The sequence below is a fragment of the Microcystis sp. M015S2 genome (genome assembly GCF_020245945.1).
Classification (GTDB): domain Bacteria; phylum Cyanobacteriota; class Cyanobacteriia; order Cyanobacteriales; family Microcystaceae; genus Microcystis.
In genome coordinates, this window is sequence record NZ_JADBTX010000060.1 from 1 (window position 1) to 22,118 (window position 22,118).

Below are 22,118 nucleotides of genomic sequence, written 5' to 3' on the forward strand. Positions count from 1 at the left end.
GGGTAAGAATCCTTAATCGTGCCGATGGTTATTATGTGCAGTTTTGCCTTAAATTAGACCCCAGAGACACGGTTAAGCCTTTAACGCCTTCCCAGAAAACCACTGGGATTGATGTGGGATTAAAGTTTTTCTTAGTAGATAGCGAAGGTAATCAAATTGATTGTCCGAAGTACTATCGAAAAGCTGAAAAACAACTAAACCGATTAAATAAAAAAAAGTCAAAGAAATACCGTAAGGGTAAAAAACAATCTCGTAATTATCACAAAGCTAGACAGCGATATGCTCGGAAACATTTAAGAGTAAGTAGGCAACGAGAAGAGTTTGTCAAGAGTGTGGCACTCCGTTTAGTTAAGTCTAACGACTTAATCGCCCAGGTCGACTTAAATATTAAAGGCATGGTCAAGAATCGTCATTTAGCGAAGTCGATAACTGATGCAGGATGGTCTGTTTTTAGGCAATGGCTAGAGTATTTTGGGGACAAATACGGCAAGTTAACTATAGCTGTCTCACCCCATAATACGTCTCAAAATTGTTCTAATTGTGGACAAAAAGTCCAAAAGTCGCTATCTACTCGAACCCATGTTTGTTCTCATTGTGGATACACAGATTGTCGAGATAGAAACGCCGCTTTAAACATCTTGCAAAAGGGATTAAGTAGCGTGGGGCGCACGCAAACTTTAAACGCTTCGGGAGAGATTCCCTCTTGGTTGGTTGGAGAAATCCTGCTTACTAACGGAGACTCAATGAACGAAGAATCCCCGTCTCTTTAGAGCGGGGAGCGTCAACGAACTATTAGTTGCAAGAGAACAAAACAAATGCTTAACGACGCCGATTTTTTTGCTGGTGACGCTCAAAATATCGCCCCCGACACTCAGGAATTACAAACTCCCGTCGGTGAACTGCACTTGCGATTTTATCTACCCTCTCAGGACGAGTTTGCCCTTAGTGCTGTGGGCATTTGCGAGGTAATACAGCAACCACTCGATCGCATTACCCCAATTCCCAATGCTTCACCCTTGCTCCTCGGTGCGATCAATCTCCGGGGTCAAGTGATCTGGGTGGCGGATCTCGGTCAATTTTTGGGGGATAATAGCCGCTTAAATACCGATCGATCCGAAATTCCCGTAATTGTGATCGAAGAACAAGAAACGATCCTCGGTTTAGCGGTGCAACGTTTGGGAGATATGGAATGGCTCGACCCAGATCAACTAGGTAGTGCCGTCAGTATTCCCGATCAGATTGCCCCCTATGTGCGGGGGGAGTGGATTCTGGGCCAAGAATCAAAAAAAACCTTAAGACTACTCGATCATCTGGCCATACTCCGTTCTACCCGTTGGGCGGCTTAAAACCTCAAAAAAATAGCAGAATAGCATTTATAGCAATTATTTCTTGAAACTACTAACTACTTGATCACTTTATCTTTACTAGGGGAGGGGCAAATGCCGTCAGGGAAAGAATATGCGAAACTCTATGGAAAGGCTAACACCGCCTATTGCCAGGGCAACCTTGAGGATGCCGCCGTCATTGTCAAAGACATGATCGGCAAGTATCCCGATGATCCCAACGTCCTGCTTTTACAGGGACACATTTATGTAGGACTACAACAATACAGCTTGGCCGAGGGACGTTACGAAAAAGTGCTGGAATTGGCTAAAAATTCTGCCAATTTCTTTGATCTGGTAGATTATGCTCGACGGGGTCTCGATCAGATTCAGCAATTGCGTTTTGAAGCCGAGGATGGAGATTTTATGATCGCTGCTGCGGAAAGCATTGCCTACAGCGAGGCAGCTTTCGATCCCAGTCAAGGTTTCAGCAATTCTTTGTCTGGGCGGTCGCAAGCGGCTGATCCCGATCGGCAAAATGAGGCAATCGACTGGGATAGTGGTCTTTTCAATGAGGAGGATCTGGGGGAGCCTACGGCGGGTACAGTCGATTCCTATGGCGATGATTTTGGGGAATCGGAGGAAACCGCCTTTAGTTCCCTTATCCTGGCCGGTTCAGGCTCTCACGGTTCCCATTGGTCCGGCGATTCTGGGGATGGAGAACCCCCTTTCCCCTTTTTAGAAGCAGCGGAGATTGACTCGCTGCAGGAAGGGTGGGGCGGTGGGTTAGGGTCAACGAGAGAAACCACTTTTACGGCTTCCTCTGACTGGCGGGAAAATCCCGTCACTGGGAGAGAGGGGTTATCCTATCTCGATACCCCAGAAACAAGCACTTTTGCCACTGATCCAGACCCAACCCACCGACAAGGGGCGAAAACTGACCTTAATCAGGGCATAGTCACTCAAAAAAGCTACGAGGAGGAAGAAACCAGAGATTTTAGGGAACCAAAACTCAATAATGAGGATTTAGACGGTTTTTCCCCACTGGCTCTGACGGATATAGCCGAAGAACTGGGGGAATCGGAGCTATTTACCCCTTCGGGAGAGGAAGCTGTAACTGCTGGTTTTGTCCCCGAACCCAGTGCGCGCCTTAATCCCAGTTCTGCTGTGGGAGAGCCTAGTTTTCATCCTTCTCGTCTAGAAATCCCCGATGACAAAAAAGATAGTCATCTTGGCCCTGTTTCCGAGCGCCTGCTCCAGCCAGTGGTGGAAGTCAATCCGGGCAAATGGGCCTTTTTTGTCAATGCTTCTTTAGGCAAAAAACAACTAATCCTAGCGGCTGTAGCGGGTATTACCCCTGTAATCTTAATTTTTGCCGTTAGTACCACCTCTTGGCTATTTTCTCTATCGGCTGCCAAACCAGGCCCGAATAGCAAGGAAAAAACCGAAAAAGTTGCCCCCAAACCAGCCCCAGCCGGCCTTTCCCCTTTCAGTCAACCGGTACTAACCGAGATGTTATTAACTGGACTGGGAGCTTTTGCCCTAACTTGGCTAGGACTACAGTTGCTAATTAGTCAGATTAAGCGCAGTCTCGACGATTTGCAAAGCCAATTCGATCATCTCTCGGAAGGTAATTTTAACGCTAAAGCGACGATCTACTCGGAAGATGAATTCGGTCAATTGGCCAATCGTTTCAATCAGATGGCCCAGGTGGTGGTAACTACCACCACGGAGGCCCAACGCCGCGCCGCCGAAACGGAAAGGGGACGGGAAGACCTACAACGGCAAGTGATTCGACTTCTCGATGATGTGGAAGGAGCGGCTCGGGGGGATCTGACCGTGGAAGCGGAGGTGAGCGCCGATCTTTTAGGAGCGGTGGCCGATGCTTTTAATTTGACTATCCAAAACCTGCGCGAAATTGTCCGACAGGTGAAAAAAGCGGCAAAACAGGTGAATCAAGCCAGTACCAATAGTGAATCTTTCGCCCGCAATCAGTCTAGCGATGCCCTGCGGATGGCGGAGGAATTGGCCGTCACCCTTAATTCGGTACAGATGATGACCGACTCAATTCAACGGGTGGCAGAAAACGCCAGAGAAGCCGAAGAAGTCGCCCGCACTTCCTCGATTACCGCCCTGAAGGGGGGTGATTCCGTGGAAAGAACCGTGGCGGGAATTCTGCAAATCCGCGACACCGTATCAGAAACGGCGCGAAAAGTCAAGCGTTTGGCGGAAGCTTCCCAGGAAATCTCGAAAATTGTCGCGGTAGTCTCTCAGATTGCCTCGCGGACTAATTTATTGGCTCTTAATGCCTCGATTCAAGCGGCGCGAGCGGGAGAGGCGGGCCGCGGTTTTGCGGTTGTGGCCGATGAGGTGCGTCAGTTGGCCGATAGAGCTGCTAAATCTCTTAAGGAAATTGAACAGATCGTTGTACAGATTCAATCAGAAACGGGTTCGGTAATGATGGCGATGGAGGAAGGGATTCAACAGGTTATCGATGTCACCGAGCGCTCGGAACAGGCGAAGAAGTCCCTAGAAGATATTATCCAAGTTTCTAACCGCATCGATACGCTGGTGCGCTCGATTACCGCCGATACGGTCAAACAACGGGAAAATTCTCTCAATGTCGCCCAAGTTATGGAGTCGGTGGAGTTAACCGCTCAGGAAACTTCCCAAGAATCCCAACGGGTGGCGGTTTCCTTGCAAAAATTGGTTAGTATCTCCCGAGGGCTGCTTTCTTCGGTAGAACGGTTTAAGGTAGACTCGGAAGATGATCGATAATCGGTGAGCGGTAATCGGTGGGTTATTGATTAGCCGCTATCCCTCAAGATTGACCGCTAGAGTGAGTAAAGTTATGCCTAAACTTAGTTTCTGCATGATTGTCAAAAATGAAGCCGAAAATCTCCGGCGCTGTTTGGACAGCGTTAAAGGGGTGGTGGATGAGATGATCGTTATGGATACGGGTTCGACCGATGATACGATTGCTATTGCTAAAAGTTACGATGCTATAGTTCCTAGCTACGATTGGCGGGGTAATTTTTCCGATGCCAGAAATGAGGCTTTAAAATATGTTACTGGCGATTGGATTTTAGTTCTTGATGCCGATGAGGAATTAAATCCCGCTATCGTACCGCAAATGCGTCGGGCGCTCGAAAAAGAGGAAAATTTAGTGATTAATTTAATCCGCCATGAAATCGGAGCCGTACAATCACCCTATTCTCTAATTTCGCGGCTATTTCGCCGACATCCTCAGGTCACTTTTACCCGACCCTATCACTCAATTATTGATGATAATGTGGCCATTTTATTAAAAAAAGAGCCTGATTGGAAAATAGTTGAACTGCCAGAAATTGCTATCTTTCACTACGGTTACACCGTCGATAAAATAGCCAGCTTAGATAAGTTTGAACGGGCAAGAAAAGCCATGGAGGGTTTTTATCAGCAACATCCCCATGATCCCTATGTGTGTAGTAAATTGGGAGGGTTATATCTAAAGATTGGCAGGGATAAAGAGGGTTTTAAGCTGCTCAAACACGGTTTAAAATGCCATGGCTCTAATCCGCATATTTTATATGAGTTATATTATCATCTCGCTAATTATTATTATTCAGTGGAGGAATTTAAAAAATCAGTCGATCATTTTATTAAGGCGATCGAGCAGCCAATTTTAGCTCAATTAAAACTGGGTGCTTATAATAATTTAGGTGGGTTATTGTACGAAGCAGAAAAATATGAAACGGCCTTATCTATCTTTGAGAAAACCGTAGAAATTGATCCTAGTTATGCCGATGGTTACTATAATTTAGGACTGGTTCTCAAACAACTGCACCGGCTACCAGAATCGATTAAAGCTTATAAAAAAGCTCTCCAGTTAAACCCCGATAATCCCACTATTTACCAAAATCTAGGGGTGGCTTATATAGCTTTCGGTAGTTATAATGAGGCGATCGAGATTTGGCAAAAAGGCCTACAATTATTGAAAGATCAGGGTAATGTATCTCGCGCTGAAATGCTGCAAGAAACCCTAGAAGCTCTGGGAGCAAGTGTATTGAAGGATGAACAGTAACTGTTCACCGTTGTTGGCAAGATTGGGAGCAGCCACTGTACTAAAATTACCAATTAGGCAGTTGAAATGCAGTACATCTGATTGCTAAAACCCTGTCTAGTCAACTCCTGTGAGGATTTTTCCGAACTAATTGTTAATAGGATTATCGAGGGGTTAGACGCGGAAGACTTAGGGGTTTTGATAGAAATGATCAAGAGATAATTGCTGCCGTGTAATTGACTTTGACAAGAAATGCTATAATTTCCTAGCAAGAGGGGAATTGAATCCCTCTCAGGGCTGCCATCGCACAATTTTGTCGGTTGCTGGTTCTCGTCAGCTTGTTTGTCAAATATACCAATTCTAGTTTGAATCGGTGCTGTTATGTCAAGATTCAGGCTTTCTGGCTGCAACGGAACTGAAAAATCAAATAATCTATTCCATCAAATCTTCTTACCTTAGACAAAAATAATGAAATTCGAGGAAATCCAAGAGATTCTTAATCGGCAACTGCTCAAGCTTGAGAATCGCTGTCTCAATGACACAGAACAATTATTATTGCGAGGACTTTGGCAGAAAAAGAACTATCAAGAAATTGCCCAAGAAAACGGTTATAGTAGCGGCTATCTTGCCAATGTAGTTGCCCCAGGACTCTATGATAGAGTCTCGCAACTGATCGGAGAACCGATCAATAAGAAAAATTTTTTATCTAGACTACAATCTCATTTTACCAACTCTAAATCGCCTCAGTATCACAGTAGGGAATATCCCAAAAATGAGCGGCCAGAATACCCAGATGCTCCTGTTCCCTATAATTCTTATTATTATCTAAAACGAACAAAACTTGAAGCAAAAATTATCGAGGAAATCGGACAATCTGGGGCGTTAGTACGCATTAAAGCTCCCAAAAAATGGGGAAAAACGTCTTTATTATTAACAATTTTAGAGGCTTGTCAACAACAATTCGGTTATCGAGTTGTTAGGTTAGATTTACAACAAGCAGACCAAGACATTATAGCAAATTTTAACAAGTTCTTACGCTGGATTTGCCGTAATTGCGCTCGGCAGTTGAATTTAGAAGCCAAATTAGATGATTATTGGGATGAAGATATAGGAATTAAAATGAGTTGGACAATTTATTTTGAAGAGTATATTTTACGAGAAATAAAACAGCCACTGGTATTGGCTTTAGATGGAGTGCATCGAGTCTTTGAACATCCAAAAGTAGCGGAAGATTTTTTACCTTTAATCCGAGCTTGTTATGAAGAATCTAAGCGATCTCCCCTGTGGCAGAAATTACGTTTAATTATTGTTCAATCCACAGAATCTTATGTTTCTTTGCGATTAGAACAGTCTCCTTTTAATGTGGGATTACCCATAGAGTTACAGGGTTTTGATCAAGAACAAGTGGCAGAATTGGCAAAAAAATATCAATTAAATGAATTAGCAACCAACGAAATTCAACAATTGATCGACTTAGTGGGGGGACATCCTGCCTTGATTCATTTAGCGATTTATCATCTTAGCCAAGAGCAAATCACGATGCCAGATTTAATCAAATCAGCAACTACATCAACGGGAATTTATTCCTCTCATTTACAGCTGCACTGGGTCACTTTACAAAAACAACCCGAACTTGCCGCTGTTTTTCAACAGATTTGTCAAGGTAATCAACCAATAATAGTCGATCCAATTATTGCTTATAAACTTAATAGTATGGGTTTAATTAAACTCAGGGAAAATCAAGCAATTGTCAGTTGTCATTTGTATCAAAAGTACTTTATAAGTCAATATACTGGTTCAGTATAAATAAATTTTTGAACCATGGTATTAAGACAGCGATCGCTCAAGCCAATCATTATTAAATATCCTCTGATAAATCCGATTATGAACGTCAATTTTCCCATGGCGTTTTACCACTAATCCAGATAAAAATAACTCAGGTAAATAGGGATTGTTATCAATCTGTATTGCTTCTTGATGCAGAATTTGTCGATACAAGGTTAATAATTGGGTTCGGTTTGGACTTTGAAGAAGGCGATCTTGAATAGTTTTTAAATGTTCGGGTTGATCCTGCATCTCCCAATCTTGAATAATTTTTTCTGCTACTAAGTTGGCCAACCATTGTTCTTCTTGATTAGAGGGGATTGGTTGCTCACTATCCCGCATCAGTTGACAGAGTTTTTGAGTTAAGAAAGGTTGCCCTCCCGTCCAGCTTAAGACTTGTTTGAGCATTGTCTGAAGATTACTGACTTTTTCTGTTAACCCATATAATAAAGGTTGGGCTTCGTGTTCTTTAAAACTTGCTAATTCAATAGCGTTACCAATATTAAAAGGTGTTTTCTGGGGGTCAGTAATTAAAGCTGAAGGTGTGGTAGCACCAAAAAAGGCAAAAGTTAGCTCTTGAAATTGAGGTTGAATCGCTCTCTGGTTATAAAAAGAACGAATTAAAGCAAAAAAGTCAGAGACATCAAATTTTAACCCTAAAATGCTATCAATTTCATCAATAAATATAACAGTCGATTGTCTAGATTGCCACTGATTAAAATCGTTATTAACTAGAAGAAACTCTTCTATAAATTGTCCCAATCGTTGTACAGGAGGCAGGTCTAATTGTTCACTCCACCAAGCTTTAAAAGTTTTCAATTGTTTGATTAATCCAAAACTGCGGAGCAGATCAACCGCTAATCCTTTATACCATTGTTCGGGGGTAATATTATCTGTTCCTAGCCGAGTTAAGTCAATTACTGCACATCTAATTCCCTCCTTTTGTAATTGACCCATCATGCGTACCATTAAGCTAGATTTTCCCATTTGACGTGCATTTAAAACATAGCAAAATAGACCTTGTTTGAGAGCTTTATAAAGATTGCGATCAGCTTGTCGAACGACATAATTCGGCGCATCCATCGGTAAACTTCCCCCCACTTGATAGACAAATTTGGAAGGTTGTTCAGCACTTTTAAGCAGGTCATTTTCAAAGATAAGTTCTGCTTGAGTTGCTTTCAGTACCTCTAAAGTATTTGTGAGTTCTTTTGTCCGTTCTTCTACTCTTTGTTCTAAGGTTTGATAGAGTCTTGAGTTATCAATAGAGATAGCGGCTTGAGCCGCTAGAATATTTAATAGTTCAACTCTTTCTGAGGTAAATGCGCCTGTTGTTAAATTATTTTCTAAATAAACAATTCCTTTTAATTGACCTTGATTGAGTAAAGGAGTACAAAGAATGGATTTAGTTTTTTGAGCCACAATATAATAATCATTAGTAAATTTACCTTCAGATGTGGCATCATTTAAAACGATAGTTTCTTTTGTCCGAGCGACATAGTAAATAATACTGGTGGGTAAGATAGGAATTGAATGATCATAGTCGATAGATTCTATGGGAATCGGCTGTAAGATATTAAGCGTTTCTTGATCAATTGTTCCTTGAGCTTCAATGACCCAATTTCCTTCCTGTTCTAAAATCAGACAACTTTTCTGCGCTCCTGCATTTTCAATGACAATTTTCATTAAATTTGTTAGGAGATTTTCCAGTTTAATTTCTCCAGAAATTGCTTGCGAAGCTTTGAGAATAGTGGTTAAATCAAGAACTTCTCCATCATTTCCAGTGGTAGAGATAGTGGTACTTAATCCCTTAGATTTGTTTTGATTGCTGATGCCTAATAAATATTTAGGGTATTCTTCTTCTAATTGTTTAACTTTGGCCTTTGCACCCCAACGAATGTAACAATGATAAGCATTTCTGAGATATAGTTTACCGATTTCTTCTCTACCTAAAGTAAAATAAAATTCAGAGGCACGTTCATAGGCTAAAGCCTCTTCATGGATAAATTCATATTTCTTGGCTCCTTGAATTGCTTTTTCATAAAATTCTTGAGCTTTCCAGTTTTGACCCAAGACTCTGGCTTTTTCTGCTTCGACTAAATAATATTTATGTTGAAAGTTTTCAGGACAGTGACTAGCATAATTCTTCAGGTAGTTTAAATTTCTATTAATTTGTTTGAATAATTCTTTTTGTTGGTCTCTATTACAACTAGGATAATAGGCAAGATGAGAAAGGGAGAAGAAAAAAATATGGTGTGGTTTGCAGATATATCCGACAATCGCCATCACATACTTATCTGCATACTGACTATTATTAAAAGCCTCGACATAATCTTTTAAAAAATAATTAATAAACATTTTGCCAAAATAGTAAATAAACAACAACCATTGATGATTATTTTGGATAAAATCTTCTATATACTGTACTTCTTGATCTTGGGATTGACCAATTAAAATAAAATATTTAGGTTGATCAATACAGATCAGATTAACAACCATATTGCTGCATATTTCTATATAGTTACGAGAATACTCAAGGTTGAGAGATTGAATTAATTGGCTATATTTGTTATAATCTTGGTCTAATTCTTCTAAATTACATCCTCCGAAAAATTTAATTAAGCAATAATCTAAAGCCAGATAAGAAACATATTCATTATTCCCCACATTGACAAGTTTTTGTAAACTATTCAGTAATTGTTCTAAGATTATTTTTTGATTAATATGCTCTTTCCAATACATAATACAGCCATAATACTCATGAATAATAAAAGGCTCTATTTTAGTAATATTATCTCGTTCTAAGAGTGCCATAGATAGTTGGCCAAACTGATAACCAAAATCCAAGTCTTCTATAATTCCACATAAAAGCACTCCGTAGAGACTATAAGTAGCGGCGGCCTGAGGAGGATTGTTATAATTAAGGGAAAAATTAAGCTGAATTAATACAACTTCAACAAATAATGCAAAATTGGTTGTCGCTAAAGCAGTTGTAACCTTTTGCATTACTGAAATAGCAGCAAGCTTATAAGGATCGGTCATTTTCGGTAAGTCAACTAAGTCTTCAACTTTTTTATCTTGTAATAGTAATTTCAAGGATTTGGTTTGTTGCTTAATTTTATTTTTGATTTTTCTCTCAGTCACACATTTTTGATTTTGGTCAATCTTGATTCCCAATTGTTCTAAAGCAATAAGTGCGACCTTAATAGCTATATCTGGCTGAAATTGAGCGTAATAGGACAAGATTTCTAGTTCATAAATTTTGACTCTATCAAGAATGTTAGTCACTTTTTCTAAAACATCTGTAGATAGCTCTTTCATGCGCTCCCACTGTGTATTCTGGTAGAGAGTTTCTAAAAATTCTATCTGAATTTCTAACGTTAACTGGTATTGATTTTCCCAGCTATTATTCCCTAACAATGCTAAACTTTCTTCTAAAAATCTTAAGGCAACTCCATAAGCAGTTGAAACTTTTGCTTTTTTCGCCGCTTGAAGATTTAATTTAGCTAACTCATTTTTTTCTGATTGTTTAGTGATTAAAGTAGCACCTTTATGAAAGTGATTAACAATATCAAAAAGGTGATTGTGTAAATCATCTTCTTGAATATTTTTGAGGAGGAGACGGCCAATCTCTAGATGAACTTCTCTTTTTTCTTCCTCGGAGATAAGAGAATAAGAAGCTTGTTGTACTCGATCATGTAAAAATTTATAACAGACAGATAAAGAATTTTCAGCACGGTTGTTTGATAATTCTTCTAAATCTAACAGCAAAGGAACTTTATAGTTATTGTCTAGGGGAATAATCAAGCCCATATCAAGGGCAGACTGTAATTCTCTAGCCGTGAGAATTTGAGATTTCTGGTTGAGCAGAGCCAGAATTTTTAAGTTAAATTCATGGCCAATACAAGCAGCTAATTTGATAACCTGTTGAGTTTTATCATCTATTTTTTTGATTTTATTGACCATCAATTCAATGACATTATCGGTGAGGGAGACCCTTTCAATTTGTTTTATATCCCATTGCCAATAACCTTGGGGATTATCTTCTGAGTTTAAAAAAGATTGACCGATGTTAAGTCTTAATAACTTTTCTTGGTATAAGGAATAGAGAAGTTGACTGAGGAAAAAAGGATTTCCATTTGTTTTTTTGAAAATTAATTTAGCTAAAGGTTTTGTCAATTCTGTTGAACAAATCATGGTATCAGCAATTAATTGATTAACATGATTTATTTTTAGGGGTTTAAGGATAATTGGGTTAATTGTGACTTTTGCTTGCTGAATTTTTTCTAAAGTCCGTCTTAGTGGATGAGTTGAACTGACTTCATTATCTCGATAAGCCCCTATCAAGAGACAATACCGAATATTTGTATCTGAAATTAATTGTTCAATTAAATTCAAAGAAGGTAAATCTGCCCATTGTAAATCATCAATAAAAATAACTAATGGATGCTCTTTTGTTAAAAAGACATTCATAAATATTTTAAAGACTCTATGAAATCGATTTTGATTTTCAGTTTTACTAAGTGTTTCAACGGGATGCTGTTGTCCAATGATTTTGGCAACTTCGGGGATTATATCAATAATAATTTGTCCATTACCATCTAAAGCTTCTAACAATTTTGTTTTCCAGTTTTGTAGGATAACTTCCGGTTCACTCAAAACTGTATATATTAAGTCTTGAAAAGCTTTAGCAATGGCTGAATAAGGGATATCTCCCTGTAATTGCTCAAATTTACCCCGAATAAACTGGCCTTTTTGTTCTGTAATCGGTTTGTGAATTTCATTGACTAAAGCAGTCTTGCCAATGCCTGAATAACCAGAAATGAGAATTATTTCTTTTGTTCCCTGAATAACTCGCTCAAATGTTGTCAACAGTTGAGTAATTTCTTGTTCTCGGCCATAAAGTTTTTGGGGAATCTGAAACTTTTCAAAAATATCCAGTTTTCCGAGAGAAAAGGGCAATATTTTTCCTTGAGACTGTAACTGGTTCAAGCAGGTTTCTAAATCTGCTTTGATTCCCCAAGCACTTTGATATCTTTCTTCTGGCGTTTTCGCTAATAATTTGATAACTATATTAGAAATTGCTAAGGGAATATCTGAGGTGATTTCATGAGGGGGTAAGGGATGTTGTGCGATATGGCAATGAACTAACTCCATTGGGTCAGTTGTTGCAAATGGAAGTTTATTAGTTAAAAGTTCATAAAAAGTTACCCCCAGACTATAAAAATCACTACGATAATCGAGTTTTCGATTGATTCTTCCGGTTTGTTCTGGGGCAATATAAGCTAATGTTCCTTCTAATTGATAGGGAGAACAAAAGGTTTGAATTTCTTGAGATAAATGAGTAGCAATTCCAAAATCAATAATTTTAAGTTTTTGAGTTTGCCGATCATAAACAATGTTAGATGGATTAATATCTTTGTGAATAATATTAGCGTTATGAATGGCAGCTAATCCCTCTGTTATCTGAATGGCAATGATTAAAAATTCTTCTGGACTTAATTGACATTGAGATAATAATAAATCTAAAGACTGCCCACCAAAATCTTCCAAAAACATGACTAAACTATTCTCATGTCTTTGTAAATCATAGGACTTAATGGTATTATCTACCTTTAAAGAGGAAGTAATTTCATATTCCTGTTTGTAGCGTGTAAGGTCTGAAACACTTGGATAATTTTCTTTAAGAATTTTCAGAATAGTAGGTTGATTATCTGGCTGTGTAGTTCCTCGATAAACTAACGTTTTGTTACTTTCATATATTTTTTCAAGGATCTGATAGTTAGTCACCATAATATTTTAACCCAGTAAGCCACAGGATAAGCCCATGTTTAAAGTTTAACACTTATTCTATGGCTAGGCTAGGTCTTAGGTATTTAATTAGCTACAAGTTGTTGGAAGATAAGGAACCGGTGGAAAGGGATCGCTAACTATTTCGTTTGGGTTGTTCACATCTACCTTGCTTGTTAACCATGCACGCGGGACATCATTTAAATTAACATTCTCGGCACTGGGTTTGGGAGGATAGGGCAATGTCATAATAAAGAAAGGCCCTTTTTGTTCTAGAGAAGGTTGAGGAATTTCTTGGAGACTTCCTTCAAAGGTATCCCATTTGACTTGGAGGAGAAAATAGTCGATTTCTTCCTGATCAAAAATTGCTCCAAAACTCTTATCGGGAAACCAAGGTTCTAACAAATCTCCTTTTTTTCCTGTTAGTAAATCTACCATATCTATATAGGTCTGACTTTGGCGTTGAAAATCATTGTTCTTAAAGTGGAGAAATATCCACCGTATTTGTTCGGAATTTTCATGTTCTAGCCAAGAAATAGCTACGAGTTGAGCCAATTTTTTGCACTGTTTTACAATTCGATTATAATAGTTCTGTGTAGTCTTTACCCCATCTGAATCTGACGCACGGGAAGCTTTATTGGTATCTGTACTAACAACAAAGCTGTGTAATTGCTTGAGACTTTGAGATGTAATCATGAGCAGAAACTCCTTTGATTTGAAGATTTGTTGAAACAATAGAGACGCTAAATGATGGCTAAACTACGTAAAAAAATTTTGTTAAGAGGCTAAACCATAAAATCGCTGAGGATTTTCCCAAACGATTTTTTTAACTATCTCCCGAGATAAGTTGTCTTCAAGTCCTATAACTTTTTTTACCCCATCAGCCTGATGATCCATGTGAGGATAATCAGACCCGAAGATTAAGTTATCAGAACCGATAAAATCAATGACCTGAGCCAAACAAGGTTCAGAGGGTTCCCCTGCAATGTAACACTGACGGCGGAAATACTCCGATGGTAGTAATTTTACCCGATCTTGGACTTCCCAATGTAAATTTTTATACTCTTCGTCAAGCTTCCATAACCAATAGGGAAGCCAACCACACCCTGACTCTAGAAACGCCACCCTCAGCCTCCGATGACGTTCTAACACCCCCCCTTCAATTAAGGCTAACAGTGCCATCATTTGTTCCATCGGGTGAGAACAAGCATGAAGCGCAAACCGACTATTAAACCGCTCTGCACCAGTGGTAGGTAAGCGGCTATGAGTGCCTTCATGAATTCCCACAGCCATGTCCAAATCCTCGCAGGCCGCCCAAAAGGGTTCATAGGCTGGATCGCTCAAAATTCTGCCTTTAACGGGGTTAGGGCGCAAAAAAACCGCCTTCCAGCCCAAGTTTGCCATGCGGTGTAGCTCTTTTACCATATCTTCGGGATCGTGTTGATTGACTGCAGCGACTCCTTTCAGTCTAGCCGGGTCATAGCTACAATATTCTTCTAATAACCATCTATTATAGGCACGGACAAAAGCCCCCATCACTTCGGCGGGTAGGCTATCAATGGCAAATAACCACAGTCCATAAGTAGGATAAATAAAGGCAATGTCTACCCCCATTTGTACCATTGCTTGAACATGGGACTCTGGGTTATAGCGATTGAGATAAGCATGAGGATGAGCTTGCCTCATCTGCTTATTCCCTTCTGCTTGGACTTGTGGGGAGATTTTTTGACTAATCGGTTCTCCTTTGATTTTCATGTCAGCAGAAGGAGCAAATTCCCTAAATTTAGGTTCTAGGTATTGGCCCCACATTGCGGGGGGTTCAATGACATGGGAATCAGCATCAATAATTTTGTACCCGTTGAGCATAGAGGTTTTTTGGCAATTTTCTACCTAAATTATATTTGATTGGGAAAAAGCGATCGCTTTTTTGCGGCTTTCTTTTCATCCCCTAAAACTGCCTGGATTGATTGGGTTAAACTTGATACAGCACTTTATTAAACTTAACGAATGGAAGCGATTGAATTTAAAATGATTCTTCATCATGGCACAGTTGTCATTCCCCCTGAATATTCCTCTAAGTGGGAAGGTAAGGCGATTCCTGCGATACTTTGCGGGGTGAAGTCATTCCCTTGATTTCTGCTCGTCGTGCTACAAAACAAGAGAGAAAAACTTATGAGAAAGGAATATGATTTTTCTCAAGGAAAACGAGGGACGCTCATTTCCTCTCAGGGAAAAACACGCATTACCATTTATCTAGATGATGAGATTCTAGCTTATTTTCGAGAACAGGCTGAAACCGCAGGAATGGGTTATCAAACCCTAATTAATGAGGCTTTAAAACAATATATCCAATCTCCTTCTGAGCGATCGCTCACTCAGTCCGATTTACGTCGTATTCTTCGGGAAGAATTATCAGCCCTCCAATAATGTTGCTGGTGATAGTTACAATTTAGCCGATCGCTGTGTTGTTCTGAGGAATAGCGATCGCTTTTTAATTTTTTCTTGTCAAAGTTTAGTTAAACGGTAAGAGGGGTAATTTTGTAAAGATGTGCTAAATGGGAAGCTTTTTGCAGATCACCTTGACGAAGGGCTTCCCGGACATCATCTAATTTTTGAGCGTCTTCTAATGATAAATAGGGCGACCATCCTTCGGGAGTCTCAATCAGTTCTACTTCCACTTCAGCCATGTACTCTCCAATGTGGATGAGTTTAATGTGAGGCTTTTTTGTCATGGTTTTCTCCTTGTAAGACTAGCACACAACGCCCTTGAGGATATTCCGGGTAATCTTCGAGAATGACAGCTTCTCTAATACCTGTTATCACATCCCTTACCAGAATACCGTCATTTGCTAGTTCATCGTAGCCATGGGCTGATATTTTGACTTGCCCACGGGAAAGTAAAGCCAGAACTAATTGAAAGGTTATACTCATCATCCAATAATAGCATCTCCCTACTTAGGGCAGGTGTTTTCTTTGAGGGATAAGCGATCGCTTTTTTGCGGCTTTCTTTTCGTCTCCTGAAACCGCTACAAGTCAGAGTTTAAAAGGGTTTTGATGATTTTAGTCGCCCGATTAATTCATTTGTTCTGCTTAAGGAATTAGGAAGTCATACAATAAAGTGACCCTTTGAATCTAATATAAATCTAATATAAATATAATATAAATCTAATATTCTGCTCAAAAAAACCTATTAGAAAAGTATTAACTTTAGAGATTGCCATTACCCCAAATAAAACTTATTCTGGTATCAAAGGTGATTGAACAAATCACTTTTAACCCCAAAGACAAGGCATTTTGCTTAAGGCATTATGGCTAACTCGAAAAATTCAGAAATGGATTTTTGAGAGTGTTTTAGGGGTGTAAGGACAAAGAACAGAAAAATTAATTTTGTTCAAAGTCCAATAACTAAGTCAATCACTAAATAAAGGAGACTTCTAATGATGATGAAGGTTAACAATATATTAACCCTTACACAACCACGGAGAAATCCCATTGCTCCGACGGGAATGACTGAAGGGTTGTCTAAAATTAGCACTGCCATGCTGACAACCCAAATATATTCCTCGCTTGTTCTACGGCAGGCAGATTTTGTTGTTAGTGATACTGAAAGCGAAAAGATCAAATCAATCATCAACAACTTAAATAAGGAAGAAAAGGAAGCTAAACATAATGCGAATAATTACCTAAATACAATAACATCTTCCCTGATAGGCGCAATTTCAAGAATTAACGGATATGCAGTACAATATTCAACTTTTTCCAAGAGTATTATTGATCTGCTCCCAGAGTTCGTAAACGAATCTACTCGTGAGGAGGCAAAAAAACAAATCATCGCTCTGCTAACCCAGTTGGAAATTGATGCACGAAGACAACTGACTTTTGCCCGTAACCTCGCAGAAAATATTGAGGATTATCAACAGCACGTCAAAACAAACGCTGAAAATCTCCAGAAAATAATGGATGAAGCAGATGAGGAAATTGGAACTGATACTGGCGAATTAAGCAAGAAGAAGCGCGAGATTGAAGAAGTTCAGCAAGCAATCAAGGGTGACATCGCAGGAGTTGTTATATCAGCCTTAGCTTTAACTGGAGGGATTATTGTTATTGGAGTCGGGGCGTTGGCGACACTGCCAGCAAATGTGAATGCAACATCAGTTATTCTGTCAGGTTTTGCCTTGACTGCTAGTGGTGCGGTTGGGCTAACAGGATTATCAGAAAAACTGGTAAGCAACAATAAAAAACTGGCAAATCTCTACATTGAAGTAGCAGAGCTTAATGCAACTGTTGTTATCCTTCAGCATGTGAAAGGTCAAATCCAACCCCTGATAGAAGCAGTAAATTATCTTGAAGAAAGTGTCAATGATCTCAACACTGAATGGGCAACTACCCTAAAAGGTATCGCAGATTTCAAGGAAATTATTGCGGGGGCAGACCTAAGTGATGTTGCTTATATCGAGACATCACTTACTGTGGCTGCAAGTGCTTGGAGTTCTGTCGCTGACAGCGTAAAAAATGTGGCACAAACTTTGACCAGTGTTTCCACGCAAGATATTAAGGATGTCACTACAGTCCCTAATGCAGCTTAAATCCGATATCAACTAAAAATTTGTATTTCAAACAAGGAGAAACAATGACTACTCTAAGATTAATCCATAATGCAGCAACCGCTGAGAACTCGGATATCGAAAAGCTAAACAGTAAAGTTCAAGCTTCCGCATCATCTGGGTTGGTTGTACAAGGTTATTGCACCCAGATAATGCAACAACCAAGTTTTGTGATACCTGACACAGATACCTTAAAAAACTTTCCAGATATTAATGGTAATCTGACCATTGCCAGAGGAAATGCGGGCTACTATTTGAGTACAGTTCAACCGATGATTATTGGTGTCATCAGTGAAACTCGTGCCTATTCCCAACAATTTAAGGGTTTTCAACCCCTAATAATCCGAAGACTGGATGATTGGAAGAATGGTAGCACTCAGGGAAGAACTGATGCCTTAGCACTTATTAATCAGTTAAAAAATGATGTTGATCTTAAGACTGCTAGTGCCAAGAAGGTCGCCGACGAAATAGGCAAATTTAGAACTAAACTCAATGGGGATATCTCTAATTTCAATACAGCAATAACCCAAGCAACGACATTAATCCAAGGAACAGACGGTGATGGTGGTGCCTTAGCTTCTCTTAATGACCAATTATCTGACCTTGATGGCAAAATTGCAGGAGCATCCGTCGGAGTCGCATTAAGTGGTCTAACTGTTATTGGTGGAGGTATAATGATTGCAATAGGTGCTATTGGAACGCCATTTACTGGTGGAGCATCAACTACTCTTATAGGCGTTGGCGTAGGTGTTGTTGTTGTTGGTGTAGGGGGACTAACGGCTTCTTCTGTTATTCTTGCAAACTTCCTCTCAACCAAGTCCAAGTTACTGCAACAAAAACAACAGTTGAAAGACAGTGTTATCTTTCTGACTGGGTTGAAATCATCTTTAAATCCTCTCAATAACTTAGCACAAAATGCCTCTAATGAGGTCAACAATATGTACAATGCTTGGGAGTTTCTTAGTCAAAATCTGGGACAAGTTTCTTCATCTCTTGAAAGTGCCGATAAATATAGTCAGCTACCCATTACCGTACAAGCTTATCTCAATATTGCATACGGTCAATGGAATGCAGTGGATCAGAGTATAGAGACGATTCAAAATCAAATGACAGGTGTGAAAGTAGAAACCCCGAAGGATGCCAACGGAAATCCTGTTAGCCTTACTGCTATCCTAGATAAGCTACCGAAAGCAGCCTAAATCTGAAGTCTAGGAAGTAATACCCCAGCCGAGTTCATAAACTTTGTAGATGATCTCGGCTTATTTTTACTCACCTATATCTTAAGCACTCGTAAAATATAGCGTTTCTCACACCTGTGTGGCACAATCAAACCTTTGCTGATTAAGCTTTTTACCATCGATAATGTACCTCGTGCGAACAGGAAACGCTATAACAAAAAGGAGAAAAAATGATCGAGAATCTAATTGACCAAATTGACAATTATGCAAGGACGATTTCTGAAGATAAGAATTTGCCCGAAAGTACATCAATCATTAAGCAACATACTGCCAATTTTTCACAGACTTATAAACCTCAATTACAAAATGATATTGGAACAATCCAGAGTTTTGTACAGCAATATGAGACTGTGAAACCTGATTTAAACCGTAGATTAATTGCATGGAAAACTGGAGACAAGTCAGCCCCTTTAGTCATACTTGACATATTAAATAAACTCTCGGCTACTCTAAAAGATGTTATTCAAACAAATTACAAAGCTTTTAGTAATATGTCAGAATATCGCAATACTATTCTCGCCGATGAACAAATATTAAATGCCAACGCAAACCAGTTGAACAGTCAATTAGCAGGATTAAAAAGTCACCTAAAGAGCAAGGAGGCAGAACGAAAAATTATCATAGAAAGGCATAGCATACTGGTTGGAATTCTAGGACCTTTGGGCTGGGCATCAGAGGAGTTAGCAAATTTAATCGTGAGGCATAAAACAGTTGAACAAGACATCAGTGATCTAACTCAACAGTCTAACAGCCTTTCTAATCAGACGTTTCAGACAAATTATGCTCTCCAGACAATACAGCAACTTTCATCGACAATGAACACCCTTGAAAACTCTCTCCAAAATATAGTTAACTCACTGACTTTCACTGATAAATACATGGGACAAGCTATTCAGAGTTTGCAGTCAGCAAGTGGAGCAAATATGGAAGTTGTAGTAGAAGCATACCTGAACGCATTAGCAGAACAGATAACCCTTTTCAGCCAAAGCTAATGCGATCGCATCTTCTTCTCGATTGGATTGAAACAACGAAACCCAACAATAATAAAGGTGTGTTACTGCGGTGACATACCTTTTACCTATCAGCAGCGATCGCTTATATATCTCTCTATTGGTCAAACTTTGGCAAGACGCGATCGCACAGGAAAAATTGTTATTCCGCCATCAGGATATGCTACAATGCGGGATATTTCAGTTGGCAAAGTGGCAATGATTTGGAACTAGCATTTGAATGGGATAAACAGAAAGCAAAAATAAATCAAAGAAAACATAACATTTCTTTTGAAGAAGCATCCACCGTATTTGATGATCCCTTAGCTGTAAATTTCGATGATCCTGACCATTCTACAGGAGAGAATCCCTATCTTATAATAGGTTTATCAGATCAAGGTAAATTTCTATTTATTTCTTATACGGATCGTGATCATAAAATTCGTTTAATTAGTGCAAGATTAGTTACACCCAAAGAAAGGAGATATTATGAACGAGAAAATCCAAGATGAATTAGAAGATGACTTGCGAGAAGAATATGATTTAAGTCAACTTAAAAATCCTGTTCGCGGAAAATATTACCAACAGTATCGGGAAAGTCATAGCGTTACTATTCATCATGAAGATGGAACAAAAACGGTTGAACATTTTCCAGCGCAAAATGATGTAATTATTCTTGATCCTGATGTTAAAAAATATTTTCCTAATTCGGAATCCGTTAATGCGACCTTAAGAAGTTTAATTAAATTAATTCCTCAATAATAGTGCGATGCCTACGGCACGGCATAGCAGCATGCCGCTCTTGTAGGTTGGGTTGAGGCAAAGAAACCCAACAATATTTTATTTAAGGTGTGTTACTTCGGTGACATACCTTTTATCTATCAGTCATCAGGAGAGCTTATTTATTTTCTGCTTAGATCAGTTAAAATTGAGGAATGATCGGCCTAGAAATTGGGTTTATCTTCGTACTTAACCTTAACATGAGAGTGTAGGCTGGGTTTCGCTATCGTTCAACCCAACCGTATTTTATCTATTCCTTGCTGAGATTCAGTTAAAATTGTAGCGTTATCACCATGAGTTAGATAGAACCCAACATCCATGATCATCTCTCTCAAAGAAGCCCAGGCTAAACTCCCCGAACTGATTGACAATCTCAAACTGGGGGAAGAATTGTTAATCACCGACAATAATCGTCCAATTGCCCAATTAATCGGGCAAATACCCATACCGCCCCAACGCTTGGGACCCGGACTATGTCAAGGAATGATTACCATCGTAGCTGATGGCGAAGAACATTGGCAAGATTTTTTGAAAACGGTTCTTCCGAACTTACACTGTAGAAAAGTCCCCAAGCTCCCTCTCTGTCCAGCAATGTTCTAAAGTTGATAAATATCAATCTAACAAAAACTCAAAGCCTTATTGTACAAGCTTTACAAGCATAAGTTGTTAATAGTTTTGCATGACAGGTTCGGTAGAGCCTTGAAAACTTAAATAGAGATTTAACATTATGACTAAATTAGATATAGCTCAAGCTAAATCCGATCTCTCAAAACTTCTCGATTTGGCAATTAACGGAGAAGAAATTGTTATTATGCAAGGCGACGAGCCAGTAGCCAAAATTTCCCCCATCAAACGACCCTTAAAACGAGGAAGTGCTAAGGGAAAAGTATGGATGAGCGATGACTTTGATGAACCTCTTGAAGACTTTCAAAATTACAGGGAATGACTTTTTTATTGGACACACATATTTTTCTTTGGTTTGTTAATGACGATCCTAGATTAAGCAATGCTCTCAAAGATTTAATTGAAGATGAGAACAATTTTAGTTATCTTAGTATCGCCAGTCTTTGGGAAATGTCTATTAAATATAATTTAGGAAAGTTAAGGTTAGTTCCTTCCTATGAAGAGTTTATTGAGAAAGAAGTGAACGAAAGTAGGATTGTTTTACTAAATCTTGAACTAGAGCATCTAAAAATTAATGCTTCTCTACCTTTTCACCACAGAGATCCTTTTGATCGCATTATTATTGCTCAATCTATGGCTGAAAATCTCCCTATCATTACAAGTGATTCAATTTTCAGTCAATATTCGATTGCGCTTATTTAGTGTAACTCAACAAATGAAAATATTATTGATCTTAGATCAAGATGAAGGAATAGCTCCCAATGATCCAGCCGCTCTTCTAGATTAGATTGAAGCAACGAAAACCAACACTAATAAAGGTGTGTTACTTCGCTGACATACCTTTTACCTATCAGGAATCAGTTTGCTTATGGCCTCATGAACGAGATATTTGCCCTGATACACTTTAC

20 protein-coding genes are annotated in these 22,118 nt (G+C 39.1%); 15 read left to right on the forward strand and 5 right to left on the reverse strand.

Translation table 11 applies throughout. The annotated features are described in order from the left end of the window. The 5 genes from IM473_RS12045 to IM473_RS12065 all read left to right on the forward strand — a co-directional run. Positions 1 to 770: RNA-guided endonuclease InsQ/TnpB family protein (locus IM473_RS12045; RefSeq protein ID WP_287690462.1), on the forward strand; the 770-nt coding region annotated here is incomplete at its 5' end. Positions 771 to 815: 45 nt separating this feature from the next. Further along, positions 816 to 1,346: a chemotaxis protein CheW gene (locus IM473_RS12050; protein WP_287660691.1), complete on the forward strand. Its 531-nt coding sequence runs from the start codon at positions 816 to 818 to the stop codon at positions 1,344 to 1,346. A 93-nt stretch (positions 1,347 to 1,439) separates the two neighbouring features. After that, positions 1,440 to 4,100: a methyl-accepting chemotaxis protein gene (locus tag IM473_RS12055; protein WP_287660692.1), complete on the forward strand. Its 2,661-nt coding sequence runs from the start codon at positions 1,440 to 1,442 to the stop codon at positions 4,098 to 4,100. Between the two features lie 73 nt (positions 4,101 to 4,173). After that, positions 4,174 to 5,385: a glycosyltransferase gene (locus IM473_RS12060; protein ID WP_287660693.1), complete on the forward strand. Its 1,212-nt coding sequence runs from the start codon at positions 4,174 to 4,176 to the stop codon at positions 5,383 to 5,385. 447 nt (positions 5,386 to 5,832) lie between these two features. Continuing rightward, complete coding sequence (locus IM473_RS12065) at positions 5,833 to 7,170, forward strand: AAA-like domain-containing protein (RefSeq protein WP_287660694.1); 1,338 nt, start codon at positions 5,833 to 5,835, stop codon at positions 7,168 to 7,170. Positions 7,171 to 7,191: 21 nt separating this feature from the next. On the opposite strand, the gene IM473_RS12070 is transcribed toward IM473_RS12065, so the two are convergent. The 3 genes from IM473_RS12070 to IM473_RS12080 form a co-directional block, all read right to left on the reverse strand. Then, positions 7,192 to 12,978: an AAA family ATPase gene (locus IM473_RS12070; RefSeq protein WP_287660695.1), complete on the reverse strand. Its 5,787-nt coding sequence runs from the start codon at positions 12,976 to 12,978 to the stop codon at positions 7,192 to 7,194. Between the two features lie 87 nt (positions 12,979 to 13,065). Continuing rightward, positions 13,066 to 13,671 (reverse strand): hypothetical protein, encoded by a 606-nt coding sequence (locus IM473_RS12075; RefSeq protein ID WP_287660696.1) that lies wholly within the window; start codon positions 13,669 to 13,671, stop codon positions 13,066 to 13,068. An 81-nt stretch (positions 13,672 to 13,752) separates the two neighbouring features. Next, a complete protein-coding gene (locus tag IM473_RS12080) occupies positions 13,753 to 14,841 on the reverse strand; it encodes an amidohydrolase family protein (protein WP_287660697.1) in 1,089 nt (362 codons plus the stop codon). A gap of 306 nt (positions 14,842 to 15,147) precedes the next feature. Between IM473_RS12080 and IM473_RS12085 the strand changes: the two genes are divergently transcribed. Continuing rightward, on the forward strand, positions 15,148 to 15,402 hold the full coding sequence (locus IM473_RS12085; RefSeq protein WP_004267893.1) for a BrnA antitoxin family protein: 255 nt from the start codon (positions 15,148 to 15,150) through the stop codon (positions 15,400 to 15,402). Between the two features lie 89 nt (positions 15,403 to 15,491). Here IM473_RS12085 and IM473_RS12090 read toward each other — a convergent pair whose 3' ends face one another. After that, positions 15,492 to 15,707, reverse strand: a complete 216-nt coding sequence (locus tag IM473_RS12090) for a hypothetical protein (RefSeq protein ID WP_287660698.1) — start codon at positions 15,705 to 15,707, stop codon at positions 15,492 to 15,494. After that, complete coding sequence (locus tag IM473_RS12095; protein ID WP_287690465.1) at positions 15,685 to 15,909, reverse strand: DUF4258 domain-containing protein; 225 nt, start codon at positions 15,907 to 15,909, stop codon at positions 15,685 to 15,687. The genes IM473_RS12090 and IM473_RS12095 overlap by 23 nt, the downstream gene beginning before the upstream one ends. A 503-nt stretch (positions 15,910 to 16,412) precedes the next feature. On the opposite strand from IM473_RS12095, the gene IM473_RS12100 reads away from it, so the two are divergent. The 9 genes from IM473_RS12100 to IM473_RS12140 all read left to right on the forward strand — a co-directional run bounded on the left by IM473_RS12100 (position 16,413) and on the right by IM473_RS12140 (position 21,912). Then, the gene (locus IM473_RS12100; protein WP_287690467.1) at positions 16,413 to 17,561 is read left to right on the forward strand and encodes an HBL/NHE enterotoxin family protein; all 1,149 of its coding nucleotides are present in this window, start codon (positions 16,413 to 16,415) and stop codon (positions 17,559 to 17,561) included. Positions 17,562 to 17,605: 44 nt separating this feature from the next. Further along, positions 17,606 to 18,778 carry an HBL/NHE enterotoxin family protein gene (locus IM473_RS12105; RefSeq protein ID WP_287660701.1) on the forward strand — a complete coding sequence of 391 codons (1,173 nt, stop codon included), beginning with the start codon at positions 17,606 to 17,608 and terminating at the stop codon, positions 18,776 to 18,778. A 209-nt stretch (positions 18,779 to 18,987) separates the two neighbouring features. Beyond that, complete coding sequence (locus IM473_RS12110; protein ID WP_287660702.1) at positions 18,988 to 19,809, forward strand: HBL/NHE enterotoxin family protein; 822 nt, start codon at positions 18,988 to 18,990, stop codon at positions 19,807 to 19,809. Between the two features lie 70 nt (positions 19,810 to 19,879). Continuing rightward, positions 19,880 to 20,029: a hypothetical protein gene (locus IM473_RS12115; protein ID WP_287660703.1), complete on the forward strand. Its 150-nt coding sequence runs from the start codon at positions 19,880 to 19,882 to the stop codon at positions 20,027 to 20,029. Between the two features lies 1 nt (position 20,030). Next, positions 20,031 to 20,318 (forward strand): BrnT family toxin, encoded by a 288-nt coding sequence (locus IM473_RS12120; protein WP_287660704.1) that lies wholly within the window; start codon positions 20,031 to 20,033, stop codon positions 20,316 to 20,318. Next, positions 20,296 to 20,568, forward strand: coding sequence for a hypothetical protein (locus tag IM473_RS12125; RefSeq protein WP_104396701.1), 273 nt, complete (start codon positions 20,296 to 20,298; stop codon positions 20,566 to 20,568). The genes IM473_RS12120 and IM473_RS12125 overlap by 23 nt, the downstream gene beginning before the upstream one ends. A gap of 336 nt (positions 20,569 to 20,904) precedes the next feature. Beyond that, entirely contained in the window at positions 20,905 to 21,186 is a 282-nt protein-coding gene (locus tag IM473_RS12130) for a type II toxin-antitoxin system Phd/YefM family antitoxin (protein WP_287660705.1), read from the forward strand. 127 nt (positions 21,187 to 21,313) lie between these two features. Continuing rightward, positions 21,314 to 21,532, forward strand: a complete 219-nt coding sequence (locus tag IM473_RS12135; RefSeq protein ID WP_002738737.1) for a type II toxin-antitoxin system Phd/YefM family antitoxin — start codon at positions 21,314 to 21,316, stop codon at positions 21,530 to 21,532. Beyond that, on the forward strand, positions 21,529 to 21,912 hold the full coding sequence (locus tag IM473_RS12140; RefSeq protein ID WP_002757635.1) for a type II toxin-antitoxin system VapC family toxin: 384 nt from the start codon (positions 21,529 to 21,531) through the stop codon (positions 21,910 to 21,912). The genes IM473_RS12135 and IM473_RS12140 overlap by 4 nt, the downstream gene beginning before the upstream one ends. The last annotated feature ends 206 nt before the right edge of the window (positions 21,913 to 22,118 follow it).

What these genes read in the sequence shown, in the direction of transcription:
- IM473_RS12135 (WP_002738737.1), top strand. Translation starts at nt 21,314, where the DNA reads ATGACTAAATTAGATATAGCTCAAGCTAAATCCGATCTCTCAAAACTT.
- IM473_RS12090 (WP_287660698.1), bottom strand. Translation starts at nt 15,707, where the DNA reads ATGACAAAAAAGCCTCACATTAAACTCATCCACATTGGAGAGTACATG.
- IM473_RS12065 (WP_287660694.1), top strand. Translation starts at nt 5,833, where the DNA reads ATGAAATTCGAGGAAATCCAAGAGATTCTTAATCGGCAACTGCTCAAG.
- IM473_RS12105 (WP_287660701.1), top strand. Translation starts at nt 17,606, where the DNA reads ATGACTACTCTAAGATTAATCCATAATGCAGCAACCGCTGAGAACTCG.
- IM473_RS12085 (WP_004267893.1), top strand. Translation starts at nt 15,148, where the DNA reads ATGAGAAAGGAATATGATTTTTCTCAAGGAAAACGAGGGACGCTCATT.
- IM473_RS12080 (WP_287660697.1), bottom strand. Translation starts at nt 14,841, where the DNA reads ATGCTCAACGGGTACAAAATTATTGATGCTGATTCCCATGTCATTGAA.
- IM473_RS12110 (WP_287660702.1), top strand. Translation starts at nt 18,988, where the DNA reads ATGATCGAGAATCTAATTGACCAAATTGACAATTATGCAAGGACGATT.
- IM473_RS12050 (WP_287660691.1), top strand. Translation starts at nt 816, where the DNA reads ATGCTTAACGACGCCGATTTTTTTGCTGGTGACGCTCAAAATATCGCC.
- IM473_RS12055 (WP_287660692.1), top strand. Translation starts at nt 1,440, where the DNA reads ATGCCGTCAGGGAAAGAATATGCGAAACTCTATGGAAAGGCTAACACC.
- IM473_RS12125 (WP_104396701.1), top strand. Translation starts at nt 20,296, where the DNA reads ATGAACGAGAAAATCCAAGATGAATTAGAAGATGACTTGCGAGAAGAA.
- IM473_RS12095 (WP_287690465.1), bottom strand. Translation starts at nt 15,909, where the DNA reads ATGATGAGTATAACCTTTCAATTAGTTCTGGCTTTACTTTCCCGTGGG.
- IM473_RS12130 (WP_287660705.1), top strand. Translation starts at nt 20,905, where the DNA reads ATGATCATCTCTCTCAAAGAAGCCCAGGCTAAACTCCCCGAACTGATT.
- IM473_RS12060 (WP_287660693.1), top strand. Translation starts at nt 4,174, where the DNA reads ATGCCTAAACTTAGTTTCTGCATGATTGTCAAAAATGAAGCCGAAAAT.
- IM473_RS12140 (WP_002757635.1), top strand. Translation starts at nt 21,529, where the DNA reads ATGACTTTTTTATTGGACACACATATTTTTCTTTGGTTTGTTAATGAC.
- IM473_RS12075 (WP_287660696.1), bottom strand. Translation starts at nt 13,671, where the DNA reads ATGATTACATCTCAAAGTCTCAAGCAATTACACAGCTTTGTTGTTAGT.
- IM473_RS12100 (WP_287690467.1), top strand. Translation starts at nt 16,413, where the DNA reads ATGATGATGAAGGTTAACAATATATTAACCCTTACACAACCACGGAGA.
- IM473_RS12070 (WP_287660695.1), bottom strand. Translation starts at nt 12,978, where the DNA reads ATGGTGACTAACTATCAGATCCTTGAAAAAATATATGAAAGTAACAAA.